This is a genomic window from Antiquaquibacter soli (genome assembly GCF_030580675.1).
GTDB lineage: Bacteria > Actinomycetota > Actinomycetes > Actinomycetales > Microbacteriaceae > Rhodoglobus > Rhodoglobus soli.
In genome coordinates this window covers 18,997-45,611 of record NZ_JAUQUB010000004.1, presented here as the reverse complement: position 1 = coordinate 45,611, position 26,615 = coordinate 18,997, and the positions used below count along the sequence as shown (strand labels likewise).

27 protein-coding genes and 1 tRNA gene are annotated in these 26,615 nt (G+C 70.9%); 8 read left to right on the top strand and 20 right to left on the bottom strand.

Features of this window, described 5'->3' with window-relative positions; all coding sequences use genetic code 11:
- The first annotated feature begins 3 nt into the window (after positions 1 to 3).
- The 5 genes from Q5716_RS13520 to Q5716_RS13500 all read left to right on the top strand — a co-directional run bounded on the left by Q5716_RS13520 (position 4) and on the right by Q5716_RS13500 (position 5,562).
- Complete coding sequence (locus tag Q5716_RS13520) at positions 4 to 1,005, top strand: aldose epimerase family protein (RefSeq protein WP_305003680.1); 1,002 nt, start codon at positions 4 to 6, stop codon at positions 1,003 to 1,005.
- 111 nt (positions 1,006 to 1,116) lie between these two features.
- Positions 1,117 to 2,319 (top strand): mandelate racemase/muconate lactonizing enzyme family protein, encoded by a 1,203-nt coding sequence (locus Q5716_RS13515; protein ID WP_305003679.1) that lies wholly within the window; start codon positions 1,117 to 1,119, stop codon positions 2,317 to 2,319.
- A gap of 19 nt (positions 2,320 to 2,338) precedes the next feature.
- Positions 2,339 to 3,109, top strand: a complete 771-nt coding sequence (locus Q5716_RS13510; RefSeq protein WP_305003678.1) for a FadR/GntR family transcriptional regulator — start codon at positions 2,339 to 2,341, stop codon at positions 3,107 to 3,109.
- 28 nt (positions 3,110 to 3,137) lie between these two features.
- Positions 3,138 to 5,165, top strand: coding sequence for a glycogen debranching N-terminal domain-containing protein (locus Q5716_RS13505; protein ID WP_305003677.1), 2,028 nt, complete (start codon positions 3,138 to 3,140; stop codon positions 5,163 to 5,165).
- A gap of 31 nt (positions 5,166 to 5,196) precedes the next feature.
- Positions 5,197 to 5,562, top strand: a complete 366-nt coding sequence (locus Q5716_RS13500) for a hypothetical protein (protein ID WP_434056619.1) — start codon at positions 5,197 to 5,199, stop codon at positions 5,560 to 5,562.
- Here Q5716_RS13500 and Q5716_RS13495 read toward each other — a convergent pair.
- From Q5716_RS13495 to Q5716_RS13470, 6 genes are read right to left on the bottom strand one after another with little or no spacing between them, the layout of a single operon-like run.
- The gene (locus Q5716_RS13495) at positions 5,559 to 7,262 is read right to left on the bottom strand and encodes a long-chain-fatty-acid--CoA ligase (RefSeq protein ID WP_305003675.1); all 1,704 of its coding nucleotides are present in this window, start codon (positions 7,260 to 7,262) and stop codon (positions 5,559 to 5,561) included. The genes Q5716_RS13500 and Q5716_RS13495 overlap by 4 nt on opposite strands.
- Positions 7,263 to 8,240 (bottom strand): ribose-phosphate diphosphokinase, encoded by a 978-nt coding sequence (locus Q5716_RS13490; protein WP_305003674.1) that lies wholly within the window; start codon positions 8,238 to 8,240, stop codon positions 7,263 to 7,265. It abuts the gene before it with no gap.
- 53 nt (positions 8,241 to 8,293) lie between these two features.
- Positions 8,294 to 8,689: a PIN domain-containing protein gene (locus tag Q5716_RS13485; RefSeq protein ID WP_305003673.1), complete on the bottom strand. Its 396-nt coding sequence runs from the start codon at positions 8,687 to 8,689 to the stop codon at positions 8,294 to 8,296.
- On the bottom strand, positions 8,671 to 8,940 hold the full coding sequence (locus Q5716_RS13480) for a type II toxin-antitoxin system Phd/YefM family antitoxin (RefSeq protein ID WP_305003672.1): 270 nt from the start codon (positions 8,938 to 8,940) through the stop codon (positions 8,671 to 8,673). The genes Q5716_RS13485 and Q5716_RS13480 overlap by 19 nt, the downstream gene beginning before the upstream one ends.
- 36 nt (positions 8,941 to 8,976) lie before the next feature.
- Positions 8,977 to 10,401: a bifunctional UDP-N-acetylglucosamine diphosphorylase/glucosamine-1-phosphate N-acetyltransferase GlmU gene (gene glmU / locus Q5716_RS13475; protein WP_305003671.1), complete on the bottom strand. Its 1,425-nt coding sequence runs from the start codon at positions 10,399 to 10,401 to the stop codon at positions 8,977 to 8,979.
- A gap of 4 nt (positions 10,402 to 10,405) precedes the next feature.
- The gene (locus Q5716_RS13470; protein WP_305003670.1) at positions 10,406 to 10,828 is read right to left on the bottom strand and encodes a DUF1622 domain-containing protein; all 423 of its coding nucleotides are present in this window, start codon (positions 10,826 to 10,828) and stop codon (positions 10,406 to 10,408) included.
- 73 nt (positions 10,829 to 10,901) lie between these two features.
- Between Q5716_RS13470 and Q5716_RS13465 the strand changes: the two genes are divergently transcribed.
- Both Q5716_RS13465 and Q5716_RS13460 read left to right on the top strand, forming a co-directional pair.
- Positions 10,902 to 10,973: transfer RNA gene (locus Q5716_RS13465), tRNA-Gln, on the top strand.
- A 45-nt stretch (positions 10,974 to 11,018) separates the two neighbouring features.
- Positions 11,019 to 11,531: a MarR family winged helix-turn-helix transcriptional regulator gene (locus Q5716_RS13460; RefSeq protein ID WP_305003669.1), complete on the top strand. Its 513-nt coding sequence runs from the start codon at positions 11,019 to 11,021 to the stop codon at positions 11,529 to 11,531.
- Here Q5716_RS13460 and Q5716_RS13455 read toward each other — a convergent pair.
- Positions 11,528 to 12,157: a TMEM175 family protein gene (locus tag Q5716_RS13455; protein WP_305003668.1), complete on the bottom strand. Its 630-nt coding sequence runs from the start codon at positions 12,155 to 12,157 to the stop codon at positions 11,528 to 11,530. The two genes, Q5716_RS13460 and Q5716_RS13455, sit on opposite strands and share 4 nt — an antisense overlap.
- Positions 12,158 to 12,174: 17 nt before the next feature.
- Between Q5716_RS13455 and Q5716_RS13450 the strand changes: the two genes are divergently transcribed.
- Entirely contained in the window at positions 12,175 to 13,422 is a 1,248-nt protein-coding gene (locus Q5716_RS13450; protein WP_305003667.1) for a cytochrome P450, read from the top strand.
- Here the strand turns inward: Q5716_RS13450 and Q5716_RS13445 are convergent.
- From Q5716_RS13445 to Q5716_RS13385, 13 genes are all read right to left on the bottom strand, one after another.
- Positions 13,400 to 14,479, bottom strand: a complete 1,080-nt coding sequence (locus Q5716_RS13445; RefSeq protein ID WP_305003666.1) for a 3-deoxy-7-phosphoheptulonate synthase — start codon at positions 14,477 to 14,479, stop codon at positions 13,400 to 13,402. The two genes, Q5716_RS13450 and Q5716_RS13445, sit on opposite strands and share 23 nt — an antisense overlap.
- A 209-nt stretch (positions 14,480 to 14,688) precedes the next feature.
- Positions 14,689 to 15,603, bottom strand: coding sequence for a cation diffusion facilitator family transporter (locus Q5716_RS13440; protein ID WP_305003665.1), 915 nt, complete (start codon positions 15,601 to 15,603; stop codon positions 14,689 to 14,691).
- Positions 15,600 to 16,280 carry a cation efflux transmembrane domain-containing protein gene (locus Q5716_RS13435; RefSeq protein WP_305003664.1) on the bottom strand — a complete coding sequence of 227 codons (681 nt, stop codon included), beginning with the start codon at positions 16,278 to 16,280 and terminating at the stop codon, positions 15,600 to 15,602. Before Q5716_RS13435 ends, Q5716_RS13440 begins: the two co-directional genes overlap by 4 nt.
- Positions 16,280 to 16,618 carry a Cd(II)/Pb(II)-sensing metalloregulatory transcriptional regulator CmtR gene (gene cmtR, locus Q5716_RS13430; RefSeq protein WP_305003663.1) on the bottom strand — a complete coding sequence of 113 codons (339 nt, stop codon included), beginning with the start codon at positions 16,616 to 16,618 and terminating at the stop codon, positions 16,280 to 16,282. Before cmtR ends, Q5716_RS13435 begins: the two co-directional genes overlap by 1 nt.
- A gap of 29 nt (positions 16,619 to 16,647) precedes the next feature.
- Positions 16,648 to 17,544: an NAD-dependent epimerase/dehydratase family protein gene (locus Q5716_RS13425; protein ID WP_305003662.1), complete on the bottom strand. Its 897-nt coding sequence runs from the start codon at positions 17,542 to 17,544 to the stop codon at positions 16,648 to 16,650.
- Positions 17,541 to 19,061 carry a class I adenylate-forming enzyme family protein gene (locus Q5716_RS13420; RefSeq protein ID WP_305003661.1) on the bottom strand — a complete coding sequence of 507 codons (1,521 nt, stop codon included), beginning with the start codon at positions 19,059 to 19,061 and terminating at the stop codon, positions 17,541 to 17,543. The genes Q5716_RS13425 and Q5716_RS13420 overlap by 4 nt, the downstream gene beginning before the upstream one ends.
- The gene (locus tag Q5716_RS13415; protein WP_305003660.1) at positions 19,058 to 20,203 is read right to left on the bottom strand and encodes a cytochrome P450; all 1,146 of its coding nucleotides are present in this window, start codon (positions 20,201 to 20,203) and stop codon (positions 19,058 to 19,060) included. Before Q5716_RS13415 ends, Q5716_RS13420 begins: the two co-directional genes overlap by 4 nt.
- 13 nt (positions 20,204 to 20,216) lie before the next feature.
- A complete protein-coding gene (locus tag Q5716_RS13410; protein ID WP_305003659.1) occupies positions 20,217 to 20,972 on the bottom strand; it encodes a glycosyltransferase family 2 protein in 756 nt (251 codons plus the stop codon).
- Positions 20,973 to 21,015: 43 nt separating this feature from the next.
- Positions 21,016 to 21,975 (bottom strand): hypothetical protein, encoded by a 960-nt coding sequence (locus tag Q5716_RS13405; RefSeq protein ID WP_305003658.1) that lies wholly within the window; start codon positions 21,973 to 21,975, stop codon positions 21,016 to 21,018.
- 70 nt (positions 21,976 to 22,045) lie between these two features.
- Entirely contained in the window at positions 22,046 to 23,053 is a 1,008-nt protein-coding gene (locus Q5716_RS13400; protein ID WP_305003657.1) for a 3-oxoacyl-ACP synthase III family protein, read from the bottom strand.
- Positions 23,054 to 23,085: 32 nt separating this feature from the next.
- Entirely contained in the window at positions 23,086 to 24,879 is a 1,794-nt protein-coding gene (locus Q5716_RS13395) for an ABC-F family ATP-binding cassette domain-containing protein (RefSeq protein WP_305003656.1), read from the bottom strand.
- A gap of 11 nt (positions 24,880 to 24,890) precedes the next feature.
- Positions 24,891 to 25,793 carry a hypothetical protein gene (locus tag Q5716_RS13390; protein WP_305003655.1) on the bottom strand — a complete coding sequence of 301 codons (903 nt, stop codon included), beginning with the start codon at positions 25,791 to 25,793 and terminating at the stop codon, positions 24,891 to 24,893.
- A 139-nt stretch (positions 25,794 to 25,932) separates the two neighbouring features.
- On the bottom strand, positions 25,933 to 26,613 hold the full coding sequence (locus tag Q5716_RS13385) for a sugar transferase (RefSeq protein ID WP_305003654.1): 681 nt from the start codon (positions 26,611 to 26,613) through the stop codon (positions 25,933 to 25,935).
- Between the last annotated feature and the right edge of the window lie 2 nt (positions 26,614 to 26,615).

Sequence of the window (26,615 nt, the reverse complement as noted above, 5' to 3'; positions counted from 1 at the left end):
ACGATGGCGCACATCACTCTCGCGGGAGCAGCCGCCACCGCGATCGTGTCGCCCGTCGCGGGCATGCTCCTCGACGCGGCCTTCCTCCTCGACGGAGTCCCTCACCGGCCATTCGCCCGCGCCCCCTGGCTCGGCGAGGCCGGTCTCGACGACCACCCGGGCCACCTTCGCGAGCTCGGCGGGGAGTTCGTCGCCGTGCCCTTCGGATCGGTCGGAGCGCCGGCCGAGATCTCGCCCGACTGGTCCGCGGTGGTGCCCGCCGACGCACCCGACCGCCCCCACGGACCGTCGGCCGACGACGAGTGGGAGGTGCTCGACCGCTCAGCGTCGAGTGTCACCCTCGGCCTCGAGTACGGGCCGTCGGAGGGGATCGAGCGGCTCGAGCGCACCGTCTCCGTGCGACCGGATGCCCCGGCGCTGGACTTCTCGCTCACCCTCCGCTCCCGCCGCCCCGTGGACACCGCGGTGGGCCTGCATCCCATATTCCGCCTGCCTTCCGAGCCCGGCGAGCTCTCGATCGACGCCGACTTCGAGCAGGGCTTCAGCTACCCAGGACCGGTCTGGCCGGGAGTCGGCCCCACCCGCCCCGGCCAGACCTTCTCGCGCCTCGACGCCGTCCCGGCGCGGGCGGGCGGCACGGTCGACCTCTCCCGGCTGCCCCTTCCGGGCACGACGGAGGACGTCGTCCTCCTGGCCGGTGCGCGCGGGCCCGTCGAGGCGCGCTTCGCAGACTCGGGAACGCGCGTCGTGCTCGACTGGGACCGCTCGATCGTGCCCCACGTGATGCTGTGGATATCCGACCGCGCCCTCGAGGAGGAGCCGTGGCGGGCTCGCTACCGCGGCCTCGGCGTCGAGCCGATCGCGGCGGCCTTCGACTTCCCCGACGAAGTCTCCACGGCGCCCAATCCGTTGTCGTCGGCGGGGTTCCGCACGAGCGTCCGGGTCGCCCCCGAATCGCCGGTGACGATCCGCTATTCGGTTGAGGTATCTTCCGTTGTCCAATAGGTATGATGTAAATTCGCTGAGCACCCAGAACCAGGGGTGCTTTGCGGGAGAAGAGTCAGGCTTAAATATGATCAATGTCGACATGACGGCCAGGATCCCGGAGTTGCGCGCATGAAGATCGACAGCGTCGAGTTCTTCTACGCCGCCATGCCCGAGGTCACCCTCGCCGCCGACGGCAGCCAGGACGCGCTCCTCGTACGCGTCACTGCCGGCGGCTACGTGGGTTGGGGCGAGTGCGAGGCATCCCCCCTCGTCTCGATCGCCGCGTTCGTCACGCCGCGATCGCACGGCGTCTGCCAGCCCGTCGCCGACTCGGTGCTCGGCGAGACGCTCGACTCCCCTGCCGACATCGCACGCATCGCCGCCCTCGTCGAGCGCAACAGCATGGACCTCCTTCAAGCGGCCCACACGTTCTCCGGCATCGAGATCGCGATGTGGGACCTGCTCGGCCACCGCTTCGATGAGCCTGTCTGGAAGCTGCTCGGCTACGAGCGCTCCGCCCCGAAGGTGCCCTACGCCTCGATGCTGTTCGGCGCGTCGCCGGCCGAGACCCTCGAGCACGTGAAGGCGGCCACCATCGCCGGGTTCCGCGCCGTGAAGGTCGGCTGGGGCGGATTCGGCGAGTCCACCCCCGAGCGGGATGCCGATCACCTGGTCGCCGCGCGCGAGGCCCTCGGCGACGACGGCCTGCTCCTCGTCGACGCCGGACAGATCTTCGTCACCGACCTCGACGCCGCCGCCGCGCGCATCCCCGCCCTAGCGGCCGCGCGCGCGACGTGGCTCGAGGAGCCCTTCCTCCCGGACGCCTACCGCGTTCACGACCAGCTCGCCGCGCGCAGCCAGGGAGTCGGCATCGCCGGCGGCGAGGGCGCGCACACCGTGCACATGGCCACCAACCTCATCGACTACGGCGGCGTCAGCTTCGTGCAGATCGACACCGGCCGCATCGGGGGAATCGGCCACGCCAAGGCCGTCGCCGACTACGCCGCCGCGAAGGGCGTCACGTACGTGAACCACACGTTCACGACGCACCTCGCGCTCTCCGCGTCGCTCCAGCCCTACGCCGGGCTCGCCGACCACCGCATCTGCGAGTACCCCGTCGAGCCGAGCGCGCTCGCCCGCGACATCACCCGGTCGGCCCTCGAGCTCGACTCCAACGGCGAGATCAGTGCGCCGGATGCCCCGGGCCTCGGTCTCGAGGTCGCGCTCGAGCGACTCGGCCCGTACCTGCGCACCGTCGACATCTCCGTCGACGGGACGACCCTGTACGCTAGTGGGAATTCCGCCGGGCGCACCGCGACCGTCGACGCCTGATCCCGGGTGAAGGAGCTTCGTGGCCGACTTCGCAGCTGACCTGGACTCCGGGTCCGGCTACAGCATGCGCGGCCTCCAGGGCCGGGTGATCGAGGCGCTCGGGGCCGACATCGTCGGTGGCCGCTACCTGCCCGGCGACCTCTTGCCGAAAGAGGCGGAGCTCACCGAGCAGTACGGCGTGAGCCGCACCTCGGTGCGCGAGGCGATGAAGGTGCTCGCCGCCAAGGGGCTCGTCGAGATCCGGCAGAAGATCGGGACGCGCGTGCGCGACCCGCACCTGTGGAGCGTCTTCGACAGCGACATCCTGCGCTGGTACGCCATGCAGGGCCGCGGCGACGAGATCATGCGCGACCTCATCGAGCTGCGGCAGATCCTCGAGCCCGCGGCCGCACGGCTCGCCGCTGGCCGCTCGAGCATGACCGACCTGCGGCGCATCGAGCTCGCGCATTTGAGCATGGTGCAGAACGCCCACGACAACAACCGGTATGCGCAGAGCGACGTCGAGTTCCACATGGCCGTCTACGGCGCCTCGCACAACGCCCTCTTGCAGCGCTTCGGCCAGCTCGTCGCCGACTTCATGCAGCTCACCTTCAACGTCCAGCAGCGCGTGCGAGCCCACGACGACGCTGACGTGGACTTCACCGACGACGCCTCGTCGCACGGCGATGTCTACAACGCCATCAACCGCGGGGACGCCGCGGCGGCGGCCACCACCATGCTCGACGTCGTCCTCGACGGCAAGAGCGCGCTCATCGAGGCGCTCGCGCACCTCGACCGCACCGCCGACTGACCTCCCCCGTCTTCCGAGGAGACCTTCCGTGTCCGAGACACTCCAGCCGTTCCTGCACGACCAGGTGGTCGTGCTCGCCGCCCCCGCGCAGGCGTGGTTCGCCGTCGATGGCACGATGGGGGGTGCGAGCATCCAGGGGCTCTACGTCTCCGACGTGCGCGTCGTCAGCCGCCTCGAGTACTCGGTCGGGGATGCCCGCGCCGAGCACATCGGCACCTCCCGGCTCGATGCCGCCACCGCGCGCGTCGACCAGCTGCACCGCTCCCTCGACGGCCCCGGCGCCGACCCCGACGTGCGCTCCACCCTCACCCGCCGCGCCCGCATCGACGGGCTCGCCGACGAGTTCGTGCTCACCTCCCGCCTCGGCGTTCCCGTCGAGACGACCGTGCGCGTGCGCCTCGCCGTCGACGCCTCCGCCCTCGACGCCGTCAAGGCCGGCGTCGAGCTGCCTGACGCCCCGAGCCCCGCGGTCGTCGCCGACGGCGCGAGCTGGACGGACGGCGACATCACCGCCACGCTCAGCGCCCCTGGCGCGCACGTGCAGATCGAGGGGGACGGGGTCGTGCTCGAGTGGAGCCTGACCGTTCCGCCCCGCGGGAGCGCGGCAGTGCGCTGGTCGGTGCGCGCCGAGGATGCCCGAGCCGTAGTATCCGGCGTCGACGAAGCACCCGAGTGGAGCGGCGTGCGCGTCACGGCGTCGGATGGTCGGTTCGAGCGGTGGCTCGGGGCATCCCTCGACGACCTCGCGGCGCTGCGCCTGACGACGACGCACGCGCCCGGCGAGCAGTTCCTCGCCGCGGGCGCGCCCTGGTTCTTCACCCTGTTCGGCCGCGACTCGATCTGGGCCGCGCGGATGCTCCTGCCCCTCGGCACCTCGATCGCGGCGAGCACCCTCCGCGTCCTCGCCGCGCTGCAGGGCAGCTCGTCGAACCCGGACACCGCCGAGCAGCCCGGCAAGATCATGCACGAGCTGCGCCGTGGCTCGCTCGAGATCCCCGGGGAGGGAATCGTGCTGCCGCCGCTCTACTACGGCACCGTCGACGCCACACCCCTGTGGGTGTGCCTGCTGCACGACGCGTGGCGGTGGGGGATGCCCGACGCCGAGGTCGAGGCCCTGCTGCCGAATCTCGAGGCCGCCCTCGGCTGGATGCGCGACTTCGGCGACGCGGACGGCGACGGGCTCCTCGAGTACATCGACGAGTCGGGCCGCGGCCTCGCGAACCAGGGGTGGAAGGACTCCGGCGACTCCGTGCAGTTCGCGGACGGCACCCTCGCGACCGGGCCGATCGCCCTCGTCGAGGTGCAGGCGTACGCCTACGAGGCCGCGCTCGGCGGTGCCACGCTGCTCGAGCGCTTCGGCCGCCCCGGAGCCGACGAGTGGCGGGCGTGGGCTGCGGCGCTGCGCGACGTCTTCCACGAGAAGTTCTGGCTCGAGGACGCCGACGGCGCCTACCTCGCGATCGCGCTCGACGCGCACAAGCGCCCCGTCGACTCGATGACGAGCAACGCCGGCCACGTCCTCGGCACGGGACTGCTCTCCCCCGCCCAAGCCGCCGTCGTCGCGCGGCGCCTCGTGACGAGCGACATGTCCTCGGGCTTCGGCCTGCGCACGATGTCGACGACCGCGGCGGGCTACTGGCCGCTGAGCTACCACGGCGGCACCGTCTGGGCGCACGACACGGCGATCGCCGTGGCCGGCCTCACGCGCGAGGGCCGCACCGACGAGGCAGACGTGCTCATCTCGGGCCTCCTCGCGGCCGCCGAGGGCTTCGACTCGAGGATGCCCGAGCTGCACTCGGGCGACGGCGACGTGTCATCCCCGCTCCCCTACCCGGCCGCGTGCCGACCGCAGGCGTGGTCGGCGGCCGCGTCCGTCGTCGTGCTGTCGAGCGTGCTCGGGCTGGATGCCGCGGACGGCGAGCTGCTCGTCTCACCGCGCCCCACCGTCGGCGCGTTCGAGGTCGCGGGGCTGCGGGCGGCCGGCGCCGCGGTCTCGGTGAACGTCGATCACGCCGGCGACGTGGTCGCCGCATCCGGCCCGGTCGCCGTCGGGTAGACCCCCAGCGACCGGTGGCAGAATGGCGACCGTGGACGACGACGAGGAACCCGAGCTCGCCGGGTACCAGCCGCACGAGCGGCCGCTGCGCGGACCGCGGCTCCGGCTCATGATGCGCGTCGTCGTCGTGCTCGGGCTCGTGGCGCTCGTGCTGCCGGGCATCCTCATCACCGCGAGCACGGCGAACCGCACCGCGAACCGCACGTGCTCGATCTACACGGACTATCTCGCCCCCGAGGCGATCGGGTTCTCGAGCCGGTTCGAGCTCGTGAGCCCGTCGGGAATCGGCTGGAACTGCTACGCGCGCCTCTTCGGCGGCGAGGAGGTACTCGTCGCAGCGCTCGGGCTCATCCCGGGCGGGGCACGCATCCCGAGCTTTCCGACGGAGGACAGCTAGGCGCTCGACCCCAGGAGCGAGTCGCGCACCTTCTTGCGCAGCACCTTGCCGATGAGCGACTTGGGCAGCTCGTCGACGACGACCACGCGACGCGGCACCTTGTAGGGCGTGAGGCTCTCGCGCGCGAGGTTCCGGATGCCCTCCTCGTCGAGCTCGGCGCCCGGCTCGAGCACGACCGCCGCGACCACGTCCTCCCCCGAGTGCTCGCTCGGCAGCCCGACGACGGCGACGTCGGCGACGGACGGATGCCGCCGCACGACCTCCTCCACCTCGCTCGGTGCGACGTTGAAGCCGCCCGTGATGATGAGCTCCTTGATGCGGTCGACGATCGTCACGAAGCCGTCGGCATCCATGGTCACGATGTCGCCGGTGCGGTACCAGGATGCTCCGCCGTCCGTCGCATCCACGAACACGGCCTCGGTCTCCTCGCGCTTCTTCCAGTAGCCGCTGAAGACCTGGGGGCCGCGCACGACGAGCTCGCCCTCCTCGCCGACCGCTCGATCCTCGGTGGGCTTCTCCGGGTCGACGACGCGGATCTCGGTGCCGGGCAGCGGCAGGCCGACGGTTCCGGCCCGGCGCGTGGGAGCGACCGGGTTCGCCATGAGCACGGGACTCGTCTCGGAGAGCCCGTAGCCCTCGACGAGGTAGCCGCCGGTCCGCGCCTCCCAGGGCTCCACGACCGCGGCGGAGAGCGGCATCGCGCCCGAGATGGCGATCTTGATGCCCTTCAGGGAGACGCCCTTCTCATCGGCCGCCTTCGTCAGTCGCTCGTAGATCGGGGGCACCGCGGGGAGGAACGTCGGGGGCCGCTTCTTGATCACCGGTAGCACGAGGTCCGGGTCGAAGCGCGGGAAGAGCACGAGCCTCGAGCCCATGCTCATCGCGAAGGTGAGGCACAGCGTGAGTCCGTAGGCGTGGAACATCGGCAGGACGGCGTACACGACGGCCTTGCCGCGCTCGATCCCCGGGACCCACGCGCGCGCCTGGGCGGCGTTGACGAGGAGGTTGGCGTGCGACAGCGTCGCGCCCTTGGGGTGACCGGTGGTCCCCGACGTGTACTGGATGAGCGCCACATCCTGCGATTCGGGCCGGATGATCCGCGCATCGATCGGGGCGGACTTCAGCAGTTCCTCCCACTCGATCGTGCCGCTCACCTTCGTCGTGAGCGCCGCGCGCGACTCGCGCGCTCGCGCGATCGGCAGCCGCAGGAGGGCGCGAGTGGTGAACGGCATCGCGCGGGTGATGTCGACGGAGATGATCGTCTCGACCGCGACATCCGAGGGGAAGTCCTGGAGGGTGGCGACGACCTTGTCCCAGGTGATCACGAAGCGCGCGCCGTGGTCCTCGAACTGGTGCCGCAGCTCCCGCGGCGTGTAGAGCGGGTTGTGCTCGACGACGATCGCTCCGAGGCGCAGGATGGCGTAGAACGCGACGATGTGCTGCGGGCAGTTCGGGAGGACGAGGGCGACCGGGTCGCCCTTCTGCACACCGAGCAGGCGCAGGCCCTCGGCCGCCCGGTCGATCTGATCGAGCATGTCGGCGTACGTCGTCTCCCGCCCGAAGAACTCGAGTGCGACATTCGGGCCGAACTCCTTCGCGGATGCGGCGACGAGGTCGTAGAGGGAGCCCGAGGGCACCTCGATGTCGGCCGGAACCCCCTCGGCGTAGGACGAGACCCAGGGGCGGTCGGCGTACGACATCTAGGCCGCCCCGTCGAACATGCTCGTCACGGACCCGTCGTCGAAGACCTCGTGGATGGCGCGGGCGATGAGCGGTGCGATCGGCAGCACCGTGAGGCGCTCCCACCGCTTCTCCTCGGGGACCGGCAGGGTGTCGGTGACGACCACGGAGTCGATGAAGTCGCTCTGCAGCAGGTCCGTCGCCGGGTCGGAGAACACCGCGTGCGTCGCCGCGACGACGACGCCCGTCGCGCCGTTGGCCTTGAGCGCCTCGGCCGCCTTGACGATCGTGCGACCGGTGTCGATGAGGTCGTCCACGATGAGGCACACGCGCCCCTCGACCTCGCCAACGATCTCGTGCACGGAGACCTGGTTCGGAACGAGCGGGTCGCGGCGCTTGTGGATGATCGCGAGCGGCGCGCCGAGCTTGTCGCTCCAGATGTCGGCGACGCGCACCCGGCCCATGTCCGGGCTCACGACCGTCAGAGTGGAGGGCTCGAGCTGCTTCTGAAAGTGCTCGAGCAGCACCGGCATGGCGAAGAGGTGGTCGACGGGCCCGTCGAAGAAGCCCTGGATCTGGGCCGCGTGCAGGTCGACGCTCATGATGCGGTCGGCGCCGGCGGCCTTGTACAGGTCCGCGACGAGCCGGGCGCTGATCGGCTCGCGACCGCGGCCCTTCTTGTCCTGGCGGGCGTACGGGTAGAACGGGGAGACGACGGTGATGCGTTTGGCGGATGCCCGCTTGAGGGCATCCACCATGATCAGCTGCTCCATGAGCCACTCGTTGATGGGGCTCGTGTGCGACTGGATGACGAAGGCGTCGCACCCGCGAACCGACTCGTCGTACCGGGCGTAGATCTCGCCGTTGGCGAAGGTACGGGCATCCGTGTGCACCAGGTCGGCGCCGAGCTCCGCGGCGATGTCCACTGCGAGCTGCGGGTGAGCCCGCCCTGAGACGATCACCAGCCTCTTCTCACCGGTGATCTTGATCTCGGACACTGCTCCCGCTTCCTGCCGTACGACGCCGTACCAGTGATTCTATCGAGTCGGGGTCACACGTTTCCGTCGAGGATCTCGACGAGGTCGCTGACGAGGTCGAAGTCGCGCACGTTACGGGTGAGGAGCGGAACTCCCAGCGTGAGCGCCTGTGCGGCAATCAGAATGTCCTTGGTCCGGGCATGCGCGGGGCGCCTGGGGGCGACGCGAGCGGCGAGCACCCCGTAGTTCTCCGCATCCGGTTCCTCGAACGGAATCCACTCGAATATCGAGCGATACGTTGCGACGGCTCGGGTGCGCTGAGCGCGAATCGCCGCTGTGGGAGCCTTCTGCACGCCGAACTGGAGCTCGGCCAAACATATGGTGCTCGAACCGAGAATTGCGCCGGGCCAGTGCGACGGTGGGGCGAGGAGGACAGAGGTGTCGAGAAGGATCACCGACGTCGCTCCCACGGATCCTCGATCGGGTCGTCGTTACGGGACTCGTACCATTCCTCGTACCACCCGGTCGTGTCCGGCGGAATGCTCGCCAGAGCAGCGCTCAGCTCCTCCGCGCTGACCCAGCGTTTCCGACGGGGTGCGAGCGGTGTGATCAACGCGGCGGGCCGCCCCTGCACGGTCACGGTGATCGTCTCGCCGGCCTCGGCGCGCGCGATCACCTCGCTGGGGTTCTGCTTCAGTTCACGAAGTCCGACGCTGCTCATCTGTCGAGCATACGCCGGATGTAGCACATGGGCTACTCAGTCGCCGGATGCCTCGTCCGCCGCCTTCGCGGAGTCGGTGCCCGCGCGGTTCTCCTGCACCCAGTTCTCCCGGTTGCGCTGGGGGGCGACGGTGATGGCGAGGGCGCCGGGCGGGACATCCTTGCGCACCACGGTGCCCGCCCCCGTCTTCGCGCCGTCGCCGACCGTGACCGGGGCGACGAACACGGTGTGCGAACCGGAGTGCACGTGCGAGCCGATGACCGTCTTGTGCTTCTCGACGTCGTCGTAGTTGGCCGTGATCGCGCCGGCGCCGATGTTGGTGTGGTCGCCGATCGTCGTGTCGCCGATGTAGGAGAGGTGCGGCACCTTGCTGCTCGCGCCGATCGTCGAGTTCTTCGTCTCCACGAAGGTACCGATCTTGCCCCCCGCGCCAAGGTAGGTGCCCGGGCGCAGGTACGCCCACGGGCCGACGGTCGCGTTCTCCCCGATGACGGCGAGCGTGGCATCCGTGCGCCGAACCGTCGCGCCGGGGCCGACCTCCGTGTCGACGAGCGTCGTGTCGGGGCCGATGATGGCGCCCTCGCCCACGATCGTGGCGCCCTTGAGCTGGGTGTCGGGCAGCAGCTCGACGTCGGGCGAGAGGGTGACGTCGGCGTCGATCCACGTCGACGCCGGGTCCTGCACGGTGACGCCCTCGAGCTGCCACTTGCGCACGATGAGCTGGTTGAGTCGGCGCGCGGCCTCCGCGAGCTGCACGCGGTCGTTGACGCCGGCGACGCGCCAGCCGTCGGCGACGGGCATCGCGGCGACCTGCTCGCCGGCCCGGCGCAGCAGCCCGATGACGTCGGTGAGGTACTTCTCGCCCTGAGCGTTCTGCGTGGAGACGAGCGGCAGCTGCGAGCGCAGGGCTGTCAGCCGGAACACGTAGGTGCCCGAATTGACCTCCGTCACCGCGAGCTCCTCGGGGCTCGCGTCCTTCTGCTCCACGATGCGGTCGAGCGAGTCGTCGTCGGCCCGGATAACTCGGCCGTACCCCGTGGCGTCCTCCATGATCGCCGAGAGCAGGGTCGCGGATGCCGCGGCAGCGCGGTGCGACTCGATGAGCGCGGCGAGGGTCTCGGCATCCAGGAGGGGCACGTCGCCGGAGACCACGACGACATCGCCGTCGAAATCGGCGGGAAGCGCCTCGATCGCGACCTCGACGGCGCGACCCGTGCCGGGCACGTCGTCCTGGTCGACGATGATCGCGCCGGGCATGATCTCCGAGACCGTCGCGACGACGGCCTCCCGCTCGTGCCGCACGACGGCGACGATGTGCGCGGGCGACAGCTCGGCGGCGGTCGCGAGCACGTGGCCGATGAGGCTGCGGCCCGCGAGCGAGTGGAGCACCTTGGGGCGCGAGGACTTCATCCGCGTCCCCTGCCCTGCGGCGAGCACGACGACGGCGAGGTTCTGGGTCATGCGACTATTCTGCCGCGTCGGACTCCGGCGCCGCTGTCGAGCCCGTTCCGCGGCCGCGAGCACGCCCCGCGATCTGGGCCGCGGCGGGCAGCAGCGCACGCTTCCACGGGGCGACCCCCTCGATCTCGATCTGCAGCGAGAAGCTCAGCACGGTGCGGATGAGCACGATGATCGCGAGCACGAGCGCGTCGGTGAGCGACGGCGTGGATGTCACGGTCCGCACGAGGTCCGCGGCGACGAGGATCTCGACCCCGAGCAGGATCGCGAGCCCGATGGAGTCGCGCAACGTCGTGAACGCGGCGCGCCCGTCGCGAGTGCGCACGAGGCTGCGAATGCCGAGGATCGCCGCCACGAGGATGCCGAGCACCATCGCCCCCACCCCGGCCACCTCGAACGCGAGGGCCACTGCCTCGAAGAACGACTGCATGGGCCCATTCTGCTCGCCTGGAGCCAGTCGGTGCACGCCCTCTGGCAGACTGGAGGGCGCGCGAATCGCGCGGTCCGCCTTGGTGTAATGGCAGCACGACAGCCTTTGGAGCTGTGAGGTCTAGGTTCGAATCCTGGAGGCGGAGCGGGTCAGCCCCGCGAAACTAGCTCGATGACGAGATAATTGTGGGATGCCCGCCAGCGACGAAGTCGACCGCATCGTCGAAGCGTGGTCGCGCGAGCGCGCCGACCTCGACTTCTCGCCGTTGCAGGTGCTGAGCCGCGTCGGCCGGCTGGCGCGACACCTCGAGCGGGCCCGGAAGACGGCGTTCGCGGCATCCGACCTGGAGCTCTGGGAGTTCGACGTGCTCTCCGCGCTCCGCCGGGCGGGAGCGCCCTACCAGCTCTCCCCCAAGGCGCTCCTGCAGCAGACCCTCGTCTCGAGCGGCACGATGACGAACCGCATCGACCGACTCGTGGAGCGGGGGCTCGTGGAACGGCGCACGGACCCCAACGACGGCCGGGGCATCCTCGTCGTCATGACTCCCGGCGGGCGGGAGCGCGTGGACGCCGCGATCAGCACGCTGCTCGCCGCCGAGTCCGAGCTTCTCGAGCGGCTCAGCGCTGCCGACCAGGAGCGCCTCAGCGCGCTGCTGCGCAAGCTGAGCCTCGACTTCGACGAGCCCGCCGACCCGCAGTCCTAGTATCGCTTCGAGAGCTGCCCCGCGACGAAGTTCACCGGGAACAGCGCGAACCACGACCACATCGCCGCCTGCCCGTCCCACAGCAGCGCGATCGGGATGGACGCCCAGAACACGATCGGGGTCGTGAGCTGGTTGAGGCGCACCCACCGGAAGAGCCCCTCGTCCACCTCGGTGCCGACGAAGCCCTTGCGGTAGGCGTACTGCCACGAGGCCCACTGGAGCATGCTCAGCAACCCGACGACGAAGGCGTAGAGCACGACGGCCGGCGCCTCCCCGCTGTACGAGCTCAGGAGGCTCGTCGGGAAGGGCAGTAGCGCCACGAAGAACAGCAGCACGAGGTTGAGCAGCAGCAGCCGTCCGTCGTGGTTCTTGATCACGCGGTAGCGGCGGTAATGGCCGACCCAGTTGATCGCGATGATCGTGAACGACAGCGCGTACGCGACGAAGCCGGGAATGCTGTCGAGAAGCACCTCCCCCGAGGTGCCGCTGTGGTCCTCGGGCACCTGGAGGTCGATGACGAGCAGGGTCATCGCGATCGCGAAGACGGCGTCGCTGAAGAACACCATGCGCTCGGTGTTGCTGCCGTCGTCGAAGATGCGGCGATATCGTGAGCGGACGTCGTCCATGCCGTTAGATTAGCGGCGTGCCGGTAGCAGAGGACCTCATCGCCCCCACTCGCGAGCGAGTGCTCAACCCCGTGCTCGACGGCTTCGGCCTCAGCGCCCGCGCCCACGAGCACCGGCTGCTGAGCGCGGCGCGCCCCGCCCTGCCCTACCTGAACTGGCTCGGGATGCTCGCCCGCCCGCTCCTCAAGGTGCCGGGCCTCGGCTGGATCACCGCCGACCCGCTCACCGCCCGCGCGGTGCTCACCGACCCGGACCACTTCACCCTCCTCAGCGAGGGCGGGGTCGGCCACTTGTGGGCGCAGATCCTCGGGGACTGGGTGTACGACCTGTTCGACGGCCCCGGCCACCACGACCTGCGCACTCGCAGCCGCGAGCTCTTCACCGAGAAGACGAGCGTCGCGTTCGTCTCCCACGCGTGGGACGGTCGGCTGGATGCCGGGCGCGCGCAGTTCGAGGCGGGCGAGGAGCTCGACCTCGCCGACCTGTCGCGCGTGCTCGTCGGGCAGATGGTCGTCTCGCTCCTGGGTCTGCCGGTGGACCGCTCGCGAGGGGATGCCGCGTACCGCGAGATCTTCGAGACCGGCGAGGAACTCGCATCCATCGCCCTCGGCACGACCGCGGACACGGTGCTGCCGCCCGAGAAGATCGCGATCGCCCGCGAGGTCGTCGAGCGGCTCACGGGGCACATCGACGCCGCGTTCGAGTCGGCGTCAGGCGACACGATCATCGGCCGCTGCCGCGACCTCGGCCTCTCGGTCACCGAGACGAAGGGGCTCTCGACGCTCCTCATGGTCGCGGGCACGGAGACGGCGGCCTCCGCGATGGCGCGGATGGCCGCCCTGCTCTACGACACGGGCGAGCAGCACCGTCTCATCGAGAACTCGGCATGGCGCGAGAACGCGGTGCGCGAGGCGCTGCGCGTCACCTCGCCCGCTCCGCTCATCGGGCGCTCCGTGCTCGCCGACCTCACGATCGGAAAGCACACCCTGAAGGCCGGCGAGCGCATCATGGTGCTCACCTGGACCGCCAACAACCTCGCCGGCGAGTACCGCGTCGACCGGCCCTACATCCCCCAGAACCGCCAGCTGTGGTTCGGGGCGGGGCGGCACCTGTGCCTCGGCGGACCGCTCGCCCGCGCCGAGCTCGACGCCGTGCTGACCCTGCTCATCGGGGATGGCCGCCCGTTCGAGATCGTATCGCGAGAGTACGGCAAGCGAGTGCTCATCCCCGCCTACCGGTCGCTCATCGTGCGGAAGCAGCGCTAGGCACGCGACGGCGGGAGCGGGATGCCGCGGCCAGCTCCCTCAGCAGGTCGGCCGTGTCATCCCAGCCGAGGCACGCATCCGTCACCGACTGGCCGTAGACGAGGCGCTCGCGGGACTCGTCGGTCAGCTCCTGGCGGCCCGGCTCGAGGAAGCTCTCGAGCATCACCCCGGCGAGGGCGGGGGCATCCGCGAGCCGCTGCGCGATCTCGCGGGCGACCACCGCCTGGCGCACGTGGTCCTTGTTGCTGTTGGCGTGGCTCGCGTCGACGACGATGCGGGTGGGGATGCCCGCCCGCTCGCCCTTCGCGGCCGCGTCGGCCACGTGCTCGGGCGAGTAGTTCGGTCCGCTCTTACCACCGCGGAGCACGAGGTGGGTGGCCGGGTTGCCCGTCGTGGCGACGACGGCCGCCGCTCCCGAGTCGTCCGCCCCGAAGAAGACCTGGCCGCGTCGGGCGACGAGGCAGCCGTCGATCGCCGACTGGAGGTCGCCGTCCATGCCGTTCTTGAACCCGACCGGCATCGAGAGGCCTGACGCGAGCTGCCGGTGGACCTGGCTCTCGGTCGTGCGCGCGCCGATCGCGCCCCACGAGACGGCGTCGGCGATGTACTGCGGGCTCACCGGCTCGAGGAACTCGCACGCGATCGGCAGCCCCTCATCGAGGACGTCCGTCAGCAGACGGCGCGCCGTGCGCAAGCCGCGGACGACGTCGTGCGACCCGTCGAGACCGGGGTCGTTGATGAGCCCCTTCCAGCCGCCGTTCGAGCGCGGCTTCTCGAAGTACACGCGCATGACGACGAGGAGGTCGTCGGAGAGCTCGGCGGCGAGCGGGGCGAGGCGGCGGGCGTAGTCGAGCGCGGCGACCGGGTCGTGCACCGAGCACGGCCCGACGACGACGAGCAGGCGATCGTCCTCACCGGAGAGGATGTGCTCCACCTCGGCGCGCGAGCGGTTCACGAGCTCCTCGTTGGCCTCGCTCAGCGGCAGCTCGTCGCGCAGCGCCGCGGGCGAGGGAAGTGTCGTGAACGAGGTCACTCGCTGATTGCGGGTGGTGGTCATGGGGCGATCCGTTTCCCGGCGGGCGACCCCTGGCCAACCGCCGTCTTAATGACGAAAGGCAGACCGTCGTGGTCTGCCTGTTGGCTCTGGAGTGCTGTGCGTCAGCGTGCGAAGACGGCCCCTCCAGAGCCAACCTCATACGCATACCAGCGGAATTCCATGAGCCGACCGTAGCGGGGTCCGCTCGGGCTCGTCAAATCAGTCCGCACTCAATCGTGGGTCGGATGCTCGTGCTCGCCGTGCGCCGCCCGCTCGAGCTGGAACGTGGAGTGCTCGATCTGCACGGGGAAGTGCTGGGCGACGCACGCCTGGAGCTGGTCGAGCATCCGCGGCGCGTGGCCGTCGTAGAAGCACTCGTCGTCGACGACGACGTGGGCGGTGAGCACCGGCAGGCCCGTCGCGATCTGCGTCGCGTGCAGGTCGTGGACCGATTGCACGTGCGGCACGTCGAGGAGGTGCTCGCGCACGGCCCCGAGGTCGAGCCCCTTCGGGGTGGCCTCGAGCAGCACGTTGGCGGTGTCCCGCAGCAGGATGATCGCGCGCGGCACGATGAGGACCCCGATGAGCACGGCGGCAATCGCATCCGCCGCCTGGAATCCGGTGAGCCAGATGACGACCGCCGCGACGATGACGGCAACGGACCCGAGCGCGTCATTGAGCACCTCGAGGAACGCGGCGCGGAGGGTGAAGCTCGACGCCCGATCGGACGCGAGCACCGCTATGGAGGCGATGTTGGCGACGAGCCCGATGACGCCGAACACGATGAGCTCGGGCGCGGCGATCTCCGGCGGCTCCCAGAAGCGGCGCACCGCCTCGATGACGACGAACACCCCCACAGCCAGCAGCACCGCGGCTTGGGCGGTCGCTCCGAGCACCTCGGCGCGCTGCCAGCCCCACGTGCGGCGCTCGGTGGCCGGACGGCGGGCGAGGGTCGCGGCGGTGAGCGCGATCACGAGACCGCCGGCGTCGGTGAGCATGTGCGCCGCATCCACGAGCAGGGCGAGCGACCCGGTGATGACCGCGCCGACGATCTCGGCGACGAAGACGCTCGCGGTGATGGCGAGCGCGATCGCGATGCGGCCGCGGCCCGTCGAGGCCGCTCCGTGATCGTGGTCGTGGCTCACGCGCGCGCCCCCTCGTTGTGATCGTCGTCGTGCTCGTGGTCGCCCTCGAGGATCATCCCGACCGAGGTCGCGCATGAGTCTCCTCTCCACGCCTCGATGCCCTCGCGCACGGCGAACACGACGATCACGAGCGCGGCGACGGAGTCGGCCCACCACCAGCCGAGCAGGGTGTTGAGGGCAAGGCCGACGAGCACGGCCACCGAGAGCGCCGCGCAGATCAGAGTCTGGCGCGAGTCCGCGACGGCGGTCGCCGAGCCGAGCTCGCGGCCGGTGCGGTACTCCGCGAGGGACAGCAGCGGCATGACGGCGACGCTCACCGCCGTGAGGACGAGACCGACTGCGCTGTGCTCGGCACGCGTCACTCCGGCGAGGGCGAGCACAGCGCTCACGGCCACGTAGGCGGCGAGCAGGAAGAACGACACCGCGATGACGCGCAGGGTCGGCCTCTCCCAGCGCTCCGGTTCTCGGCGGGTGAACTGCCAGGCGACGGCGGCGGCGCTCAGCACCTCGACGACCGAGTCGAGGCCGAACCCGATGAGGGCGGCGGATGACGCGGTCGCCCCCGCGGAGATCGCGACGACCGCCTCGATGGCGTTGTACGCGATGGTGCCGGCGACGATGAGTCGGATCCGCCGCCGCAGCGCCTCGCGGCGGGAGTCGGCGAGCACCGCGATCATCAGCAGCACTCCTCCGCGACCGCGGGCTCGTGAGTGGAGGCGTTCTCGTCGATCTCGAGGACGACCGAGACGAGCTCGCGCAGCGCGTGCGCGAGGAGCGGGTCGGAGATCTCGTAGCGGCTCTGGCGCCCCTCGGGCTCGGCGACGACGATGCCGCAGTCCCGCAGGCACGCGAGGTGGTTGGAGACGTTCTGCCGGGTGAGGCCGAACTCATCGGCGAGGCCCGCCGGGTAGGCCGGTCCGTCGAGGAGCCGCAGCAGGATGTGCGACCGGGTGGGGTCCGCCATCGCCTTGCCGAGTCGGCGCATGACGTCGAGGCGAGAGGCGACCGTGAGCATGCTCCGATAGTACAGCGCTGGCTGTACTGTTACCAGTCCTCCGCCCCGGCGAGCGAGGTGGGTCCCGGGCGGTACCCGAGCGCCTGCCTCGCCTTCGTGAGGTCGAGGGTGCGCTCGAGCCCGAGCTGGCTCACCGCGTAGCGGGTGAGGCGCGGTCGCCGCCGGGCGATCCGCGCGGAGCGCTCGAGAACTCCGGCCACGGCGAACGCCGCGCCGTACGGGATGCTCGCGATCGAGACATCCCCCCGCCCGCGACGCACGAGGAACTCCTGCAGAACCGCCGACAGCAGCACTTCGGTGTCGTCCCCGACGTTGTACACGCCCGCGGGCCCGGTGAGGGCGAGCTCGACGGCGAGCACGAGATTGTCGATGTGGGTGAGCGTGTGCCGCACGCGCGCTCCTTCGGGGAGCACGAGGCGCCTCCCCCGGATCCCGTCGAGCACCCGCGGGAGCAGCGTCGTGTCGCCCGGCCCGTAGACAGCGTGCGGGCGCAGGATGACGGCGTCCGGCGGCAGTTCGAGCTCGGCGGCGGCCTTCGACTCGGAGTAGGCGCTCAGGTACCGGGTCGGGAGCGGCGCATCCTCCGTCACGCGCACGTTCGGCGCGAAGGCGTCGTAGACGCTCGAGGTCGAGACGTGCACGATGCGGGCGTCGGGAAAGCTCGCGACCACATTGCGCGTGCCGATGCGATTGGCGAGCATGGCGTCGCCGGGGCTCGCCCAGTCGTCGGCGAGGGCGGCGCTGTGGACGACCGCGTCGACGGGTGCGCCGTGCGGGCCGTGCGCGATGTCCCACTGCTCGTAGCGGCCGCCCGACCAGCCCTCCGGGCGGCGGCCGAAGCCGATGACGTCGTGGCCGCGCGCGACGAGCGCCGTCGCGACCGCTCCCCCGACGAACCCGCTGGCGCCCGTCACTGCGACCCTCACGAGAGCCTCCTCGCGAGCTCGGCGCGGTCCAGCTTCGCGCTGCGTCCCTGGGTGGGGAGCTCGTCGACCTCGACGATGCGGTCGGGCAGCACGGCCGCGTCGATGAGGCCGGGCAGGGCGTCCCGCACCGACTCGACCGTCGTGCCGTCGAGCACGAGGGCGAGCACGAGTTCGTCGTCGCCGATCGCGTCGGGGATGCCCGCGAGCGCCGCCGCGCGGACGCCCGGCAGCCCCGCGATCACCGGCTCATAGAGCCCGGGGTACACGTTGGTCGTGCCGCGGATGAACATGTCCTTCGCGCGACCCGCGAGTACGAGGCGATCGCCGTCGAGGCTCGCGAGGTCGCCGGTGCGCAGCTCTCCGTGCGGTGGCCGGCCGAGGTACTGCGCGAGCCCCGCCCCTGACACCACGAGCTCCCCGTCGGCGATCCGCGCCGCGACCGAGGGCACGACTCGGCCCACGAAGTCGCCCTCGCCGGCGAACGCGAGCTTCTCGTCCCCGTCCGCGACCGCGACGGGCAGGATCTCGGTCATGCCGTAGACCGCGCGCACGGCCGTGCGCGGGAAGCGCTCGCGCACCCGCTCGAGGAGCGGGCGGAGCACGGGTGCGCCGCCGAGCACGAGCGCGCGCAACTCGGGGGTGCGGTCGGGGTGGGAGTCGAGCATCCGCAGCAGCGCGTCGAGCGCGGCGGGAACCGCGAACAGCACGTCGGCTCGCGGCAGGAGATCGAGGTACTTCTCGGGAGTCGCTCCGGGGTCGAGCCCGGGCGGCGGGAGCTCCCAGTGCGCCCCCGCGATGAGGGCCGGGATGCCCACCATGAGCTGATCGGTGAGCACCCGCTCCCCCGGCACGAAGCCGACCGCGGTCGCGAAGTCGTCGAGGCCGGTGCCGAGCGACTCGCGCGAGTGGACGACGGCCTTGGGGGCATCGGTGGTGCCGCTCGTGAAGATGATCAACGCACTGGAACTGGCGGCAGAGGCCATTTCTGGCCTCTGCCGCGACGCCAGCGCCGACGCCCGTCCCGGGCGTCGGTCGACGAGTGACCTCAACGACACCGACGACCGCGGCACCCCCGGCAGCCACCTCCCGGAGTACACGTGCCGGGCATCCGGCACGACCGCGGCGTAGTCGGGGAGCTCGATGCCGCGGCGGCGCGCGATCCTCCGCAGGGGACCCGAGGATGCCGCGTACAGCAGCGACTCCGCCGCGACCCACCGCGGCGCCGCGAGCGCCGACCGCGCCCGGAACATCGCCTCGCCGGCACCCGGGTCCGCGAATACGACGGTGCCGCCCGCATGGATGATCGCGAGGGCGAGGGTCACCGCCTCGACACCCGGGCGGATCGAGAACAGCACCCGGTCGCCGGGCTCGAGCCCGAGCGTCCGAAGGGAGGACGACACGCCGAGCACCCGGTCGCGGAGCTCCCCGTAGCGGAGTGTCTTCCTCCGGAACGTCATCGCGGGGGCGTCCGGCGTGCGCTCGCACGCGGCGAGCACGGCCTGGAGGAGGTCGGTCACCGCGCCACCACCAACCGCTCGTACGAGGGGATGAGCACCCCGCGCGCCGGAGCCCGGTCGACCACGGCGGCCCCTCCCGCGTCGAGCACCGCGTCGAGGGTCGCGCGCACCTGGGCCATCGCGAGCGGCGCACCGAGGCAGTAGTGGCTGCCCGCGCCGAACCACAGCTGCTTGAGCGACGCCGCCGGGTTGGCCTCGGGATCGAAACCGCCGAGCGCGCGGTTCGCCGCGAACGTCGCGAGGATGACGCGCTCCCCCGCCCGCACCCGGACTCCGCCGATCGACGCGTCCGCCGTCGCACTGCGCAGCATCACCGGCGACGGGGTGGTGACGCGCAGCCCCTCGGCGATGGCGGGCTCCACCCCGGCCCGGTCGGCCGCGAGCCGGGGCATCCAACCCGAATCCGACAGGAGGGCGATGAGCCGCGGCACGTAGGAGACGAGGGTCTCGGTGCCGGTGAGCACGAAGGCCCCGACGGCGCCCATCGCCTCGCGCTCGCCGAGGTCGAGGGCGCGCATCCGTCCCGGCACCGTCGACTCGTCACCCGCACGGTAGGCGTCCCGGGCGTGGGCCGTCAGCTCCGCGAGCACCGCCCGGGCCTCTGCAGCCTGGCGAGCGGTCAGTCGGGGGCGCGACAGCCGCACGACCCGCGTGATCGACGACACCCGGCGGAACAGCGAGTCGTCGACCGCCTCCGCCCGCAGGCCCACGAGCTGGCTGATCATCGCACTCGCGTTGCGCTTCGCCTCCGCTACGACGTCGACGCGCTCCCCCGCGCTCAGTCGGCGGGTGAGCGCCGCCATAGACGTGGCGAGGGATGCCTCGACGAGAGCGCCCACGTAGGCGGGGCTGAACAGCGGCGCGAGCCGGCGGCGCAGCGCGAGATGGTCGGCGCCCTCCATGTTGAGCAGCACGGAAGGGCCGAGCACGGGCGTCCACAGGTCGCTCGGGGCGCCGGGTCCGTTCTTCGTGAAGTGCTCGGAATCCATGAGCACGTCGCGCAGGAGTGCGGCGTCGCGCACGAGCACGCCGAGGCCGGGGACTCGCTGAACCGGGCGCGACGACGCCAGCAGTGCGGGGAACGCGATCGGATGCGCGGCCCGCATGACGCGGTCCTCCCAGCGCTGCGCGAGGTCGGTCACCGCTCGCCCGCCCTCACCGGATGTCCACGTGATCCGGCCGGTACGCGTGGTCCTTGTACCAGAGCAGCGTGTTCTTGAGCCCCCACGCGTTCACCCGGCGCGACGACCCGAACACGACGACGTCGCCGCGGCGCGCATAGCGGTTCGTGATGCGGCGCACCGCGTTGACGAGCGCACGGTCCTCGTGAAGGTCCTCGATCGCCGTGCGCGGGAACCCGCCCGCCGCCTCGTAGAGCTCCGCGGTGATCCCGACGTTGCAGCCGGCGGCCATCATGTACGGGCCGAGGTACGCGGGGTCGCGGTTGCCGGGCCGGATGCGACCGAACGCCTCCGCGAGATGCACCGCTGCGCGCAGGAGCGTTCGGGTCGCCCACGACAGCCCCTCGTCGCGACGGGGCACGAGCTCGCCGCCGACGAGTCGCAGCCCGCCCGTCGTGAGGGAGCGCCGCACGGCTTCGGTCCAGTCCTCGCGCGGCAGGCAGTCGGCGTCGGTGCGGGCGAGGAGCGTCGCTCCCGCCGCGATCGCGGCGCGCATGCCCGAGTCCGCGGCCGCGCCCGTTCCCTTCTGCGCCTCCTCGATCACGCGCCACCGGTCGAGGCCGTGGTCGCGGGCGAAGTCCAGGATGATGCGGGCCGAGTCATCCGTCGACCCGTTGTCGACGAACACCGCATCGAAGTCCGCGTCGCGCTGGGCGGCGAGCGCCTCCAGTGTCGGCAGGATGCCCGCCGCCTCGTTGAAGACGGGGACCACCACCGCGAGCCGCTGCACGACAGCCACCCTAGCGGGGCGACGGCAGCGGGATCAGGTGGCGCTAGGCGAGTGCGCGGCGGCGGGCGATGAGAAGCGCTCCACCGAGGGCGAGGAGGAGTGCGGCACCACCGGCGACCGGGGCGACCTCGAGGCCGGTAGCCGCAAGCTGCTCCGGGTAGGGTCCGGTTCCCGTAACCGTGATCGCCTTGCTCTCGACCGCGGGGGTTCCGACCTCGACGGCATCCACGGCGACGTCGACCGGGCCGCTAGTCCGCGAGACGCCATCGTTGTACGTGAACCACAGCACGCCGTCGGCGTCGAAGTCGCCCTCCGAGTAGTAGCCGCCACCAAGGGAGGCCGCCACCGCCGGGTACTGAACGAGCTCGCCGATCGTCAGCGTGTCGAAGTCGAAAGCGACCGTGCCGGGGAGGCCGTCGTCCAGGTCGGCGAGGAGGTAGGTGACGCCGTCGACGGGATTCGTGGCGATGCCCTCGAAGTAGAGGTCTTCGTCGAGGGAGTCGAGATCGACGATGGGCGTGACGACTCCGGTCACCGGGTCGACCGAGGTGAGGTACATGCTGACGGAGCCCTCGACGTCGAGGCGGGCGTAGGCGAGCAGCGTGCCGTCGGCGCGAGCGTCGAGAGCGTAGAACTCGGCGACGAGGGTCGCCCCACCTGCGCCGGAGGCCACCACACTGCTGAGGACCGCGCCCGTCGCGATGTCCCAGGTCGCAACGAAGGGCAGCTCCTCGTCGTAGTCGGCGCCGATGGCGTAGCCGACGCCGTCGACCACCTCGACCGAGGTGTAGTAGATGTCGTCGACCGGCGCGCCCAGGTTCGTGGCGGCGGCGTCGGTCTTGCTCAGCTGCACGAGGTTGTTCCCGGCGGTGCGATCGGTGGCCGACCAGAGGCCGCCGGTCTCGGTGACCGCGATCGCGGGAGCCGCGGCCCCGGCGAAGGCGAGGCTCGCCACGACGGCGGTGGCGAGAGCGAATCGAGCAGTGGTTCGGCGTGCGGACATGCGTCGGACCCTTCGGTGCAGGCGGATTCACACCAAACTAGCAGACTTCCTCACGTCGGCTGAGTCGCCGCTACAGCCGCACCACCATGAGCCCGAGCGAGATACCGCCGGCGAGGCCGATGAGGAGCACGAGGCTTCCGGGACCGACCATCCCGCGCTCCCGCGCGATCGACAGCTGCAGCGGGAGCGTCACCGAGGCGAGGTTGCCGTGGTCGGCGATCGTGATGACCGACTTGTCGTCGGCGACGCCGAGCCGCTCGAAGATGGGCGGCAGGTAGGGCAGCGCGACCTGGTGGATGGCGACGAGGTCGAAGTCGCTCCACGTCAGGCCGTTGCGCTCGAGCAGCGCCAGCACCGGCTCCGGGCCGAGCTCCAGGAACGCCTTCTGCAGTCCCGCACCGTCCATGTCGAAGTAGGCGTGCTCGATGCTGCGCGGGTTCATCGACCCGCCGGTCGGGAGCGTGCCGATCTCCCAGTGCTTCGAGACCGCCACGAAGCTGGAGTCCAGGATGCCCGTCGCCGGGTCATCCGTCGCCTCGAGGATCACGGCCGCACCCCCGTCGCTCATCGTGTAGCCGGGGAAGGAGCGGATGAACTGCGCGTGATCCTTCAGGCTCCAGCGCACGCCGTGCGAGGGCTGCTCGCCGCTCGCGATGAGCACGCGGCGGTACTGCCCGCCCGCGATGAGCGCCTCGGCGACCTGCATGGCGTTAATGACCGAGTTGCACGCGTTCTTGACGTCCATCACCGGGCAGGTGAAACCGAGTTTCGCGGCGACGATGTGGCTCGTCGCCGGCTCGATGAGGTCCTGGCTCGCGCTCGCGAAGATCAGCAGATCCGGCTCGCCCGGCGACTCGGCGAGCGCCGCGCGGGATGCCGCGACCGCGAGGTCCGACGTGTGCCAGCCCTCCGGCCGCACGTGCACTCGCTCGACGCCCGTCATCCGACGCACCAGCCCCGTCGCGAGCTTCAGGCGCGGGTTGCCCGCGCGAAGGTCGCGCTCGGTCTGCTCGGTGGTGCGGACCGTCTCCGGGAGGTGGATGCCGATACCGGCGATTCGAGCGGAGGCGGCGTGCACGACAGCGAGCCTAGTGGCCGAGCGCCGCGCGCTCAGCCGAGCCGCTCCGAGACCTCGAGCCAGCGGTCCTCCGCCGCCGAGACCTCCGTCTCGAGGGCGCGGAGCTCCTCCGCGAGCGCGGAGATTCCCGCATAGTCGGACTGGTCGTGCTCCGCCATGCGTGTGTGGATGGCCTCGCGCTGAGTGGCGAGCTTCTCCAGCCGTCGCGACAAGGACTGCTCCTCCTTCTGCAGGGCGCGCAACTCGGCGCCACCCAGGGACGGGGGCGCCGAAGTGCCCTCCGCGGGCGCAGCTGCCGCTGCGCGCGCGGGAGATGACCCGAGCCCGTTGGCGCGAAGCTCGAGGTACTGGTCGACGCCTCGCGGGAGGTGGCGGAGCATGCCGCCGATTACCGCGTACTGCTGGTCGGTGACGCGCTCGATGAGGTAGCGGTCGTGGCTGACGACGAGGAGGGTGCCGGGAAAGCCGTCGAGCAGATCCTCGATCGCGGCGAGCATGTCGGTGTCGAGGTCGTTCGTCGGCTCGTCGAGGATGAGCACGTTCGGCTCGTCGAGCAGGATGAGCAGGAGCTGCAGCCTGCGCTTCTGCCCGCCCGAGAGATCCTTGACCGGCGTGCTCAGCTGCGCGCTCGTGAAGCCGAGCCGCTCGAGCAGCTGGCCCGGGGTGAGCTCCTTGCCGCCCGTGACATACGTTCGGCGCAGTCGCCCGATGACGTCGCTCACGCGGTCGTCCCACACGTCGCGGAGCTCGTCGAGCTGCTGCGTCAGCACCGCCACGTTGATGGTCTTGCCGCGCTTGACCCGGCCGGTCGTCGGCTGCAGAGTGCCGGCGACGAGGGCGAGCAGCGTCGACTTGCCGGCGCCGTTGACCCCTAGGATGCCCGTGCGCTCGCCGGGGGCGATACGCCAGGTGACATCCCGCAGCACGTGCCTCTCGCCGAACGACACCGACACGTTCTCGAGGTCGACGACGTCCTTGCCGAGCCGCTGCATCGCCATGCTCGCGAGGCTGACGGAGTCGCGGGCGGGCGGCTCGTTCTCGATGAGCTGGTTCGCCGCGTCGATGCGGAACTTCGGCTTGCTCGTGCGCGCCGGCGCTCCGCGGCGCAACCACGCGAGCTCCTTGCGCATGAGGTTCTGCCGCTTCGCCTCGGATGCCGCGGCCATCCGGTCGCGCTCCACCCGCTGCAGCACGTACGCCGCGTACCCGCCCTCGAAGGGCTCCACCACGCGGTCGTGCACCTCCCACGTCGCCGTGCACACCTCGTCGAGAAACCACCGGTCGTGCGTCACCACGACGAAGGCGCCTTGGCCCGCGGGCCACCGCTTCTTGACGTGCTCGGCGAGCCACGAGATGCCCTCCACGTCGAGGTGGTTGGTGGGCTCGTCGAGGAACACGATGTCCCAGTCGCCGATGAGCACGGCGGCGAGAGCGACCCGGCGGCGCTGGCCGCCCGAGAGGTCGTCGACGCGAGCGTCGAGGTCGAGGTCGCCGAGGAGTCCCGCCATGACGTCGCGCGTGCGGGCATCCCCCGCCCAGTCGTGCTCGGCACGATCGCCGACGACGACCTCCCGCACGGTGCGGCCCGTCGCGAGGTCGTCGGACTGGTCGAGCATCCCGAGCCGCACCCCGCCGCGGCGGGTCACGCGGCCGGAGTCCGGTTCGAGGCGGCCGGCGAGCATCCTCAGGAGCGTCGTCTTGCCGTCGCCGTTGCGCCCGACGATGCCGACGCGGTCGCCCTCGTCGAGCCCGATCGTCACACCGTCGAACACGGTCTTGGTCGGAAACTCGAGGTGCAGCGCCTCAGCGCCCAGCAGGTGTGCCACGGGCTTCGAGTCTACGCGGGGGCGCGCCCGCTCCCGCGCCCGCGCAGCGCCACGCGTATCCGCTCCGTGACCGAGCGGGAGTTCCGCAGCTGGCGTTTCGTCACCTGGATGAACTCCCACCCCGCCGCGCGAAATCGCTCAGCCCGCGCGATGTCCTCCTCGAATACGTCCTCCGCCCGATGACCCCCGCCCTGGTATTCGATCGCGATGCGTTCACGGACGTAAGCGAGATCAGGAGTGCCGACCCAATAGCCCTCGTGATGGACGGTGTGGCCGATCACGGGCTCGGGCAGCCCCGAGGCGACGATCATCAGTCGCAATTCGGTTTCCTTCGGCGAGTCCGTTCCTGCGCGGACGAGCTCGAGGGCCGCCGCCGCTCTCCGAACGCCTCTCGCACCGCGGGCCTCGGTGAGCAAGGAGGTGATGCTGCTCATCGTGGAGAGAGGGCGCTTGCGTCGGACGAGGCTATCGCCCGCAACGACGAGTTCGTCACGTGTCAGCGTGGTGGCCAACTGCAGCCACACTCGCTCGGGCACAACCACCGGCAGGCCGTCGACGTAGCGGACATCCATCTCCTGCAGGCGGTGGGTGGTCACCCCGGCGCGTCGAGGCTGCCCTGAACTGACCGCCACGTGCACACCGGCGTATTGCTCGACCCGCCGGGGGACCGCCATGCCGTAGAGCACCGCTGCCGTTCCGTGGGAGAACGCGAAGCCGCTGGTCGCGACGCTCACATAAGCGCGACACATCCTCCGTGTGTGTGCGGCATCCCTCTCCCACGGCACCGTGGGCTCGTCGACGTATCGACCGCGAGTGCCGTGGAGCGGTGCATCCAGGCGACGAAGCGCGCGGTCGGAGAGCCCTGCCGAACGCGCGTCCCGGACGGAGAACACCTCGCCCAACTCGTCGACCACCCGCCCACGCTGTCACACCCCCTCGAGGCGGAGGCAAACTCTCCACACCGAGCGTCGAGTGTGACGAAAACGTACGGAATGGGGCACCAAAGCGTACGTTTTCGTCACACTCGGCGACCGACGCTGAGTGACGGCGGGCTCAGTCGCGGGTGTGCAGCCACTCCGGGCGCGGCGGGAGGTCGGGGAAGGCGCGGTATGCGACCGTCGACTGCGGGAAGAACACGACCCACGCCGTGAGGAACACGAGTCGAAGATCGGTCCAGAGCGACTTGCGGCGGATGTACCACATCTCGAGCTCGCCCTTGTAGGGGGCGATGTGATCCTCGTAGAACGCCCGCGGGTCGATGCCGGGCTGGGAGAGCAGCAGCTCCTCGTCGCGGAACACGATCGAGCCGATTCCCGTCACGCCCGGGGGCACCGAGTAAATGGCGTCGCGCACGTGCTCCGGGTAGATGTCGAAGTCGACCTGCATCTGGGGGCGCGGTCCGACGAAGCTCATCTCGCCGGTGAGGACGTTGATGAGCTGAGGCAGCTCGTTGATCTTCGTGGCCCGCAGCACCCGCCCCACCGAGGTGACTCGCGGGTCGCCGCGCACCGTGAGCGAGCCTGTGCCCATGTTGGGGCTGTTCTTGAGCATCGTCGCGAACTTCCAGATGCCGAACGGCTGGTTGCGGTACCCGATGCGCGACTGGCGGTAGAACACCTCGCCCTCGCCCGTAAACCGCAGCGCGATCACGATGATCAACAGGGGGACGAAGAGCACGGCGAGCGCGAGGAAGGCCACGACGAAGTCGCAGATGCGTTTGACGATCCGGTACATCC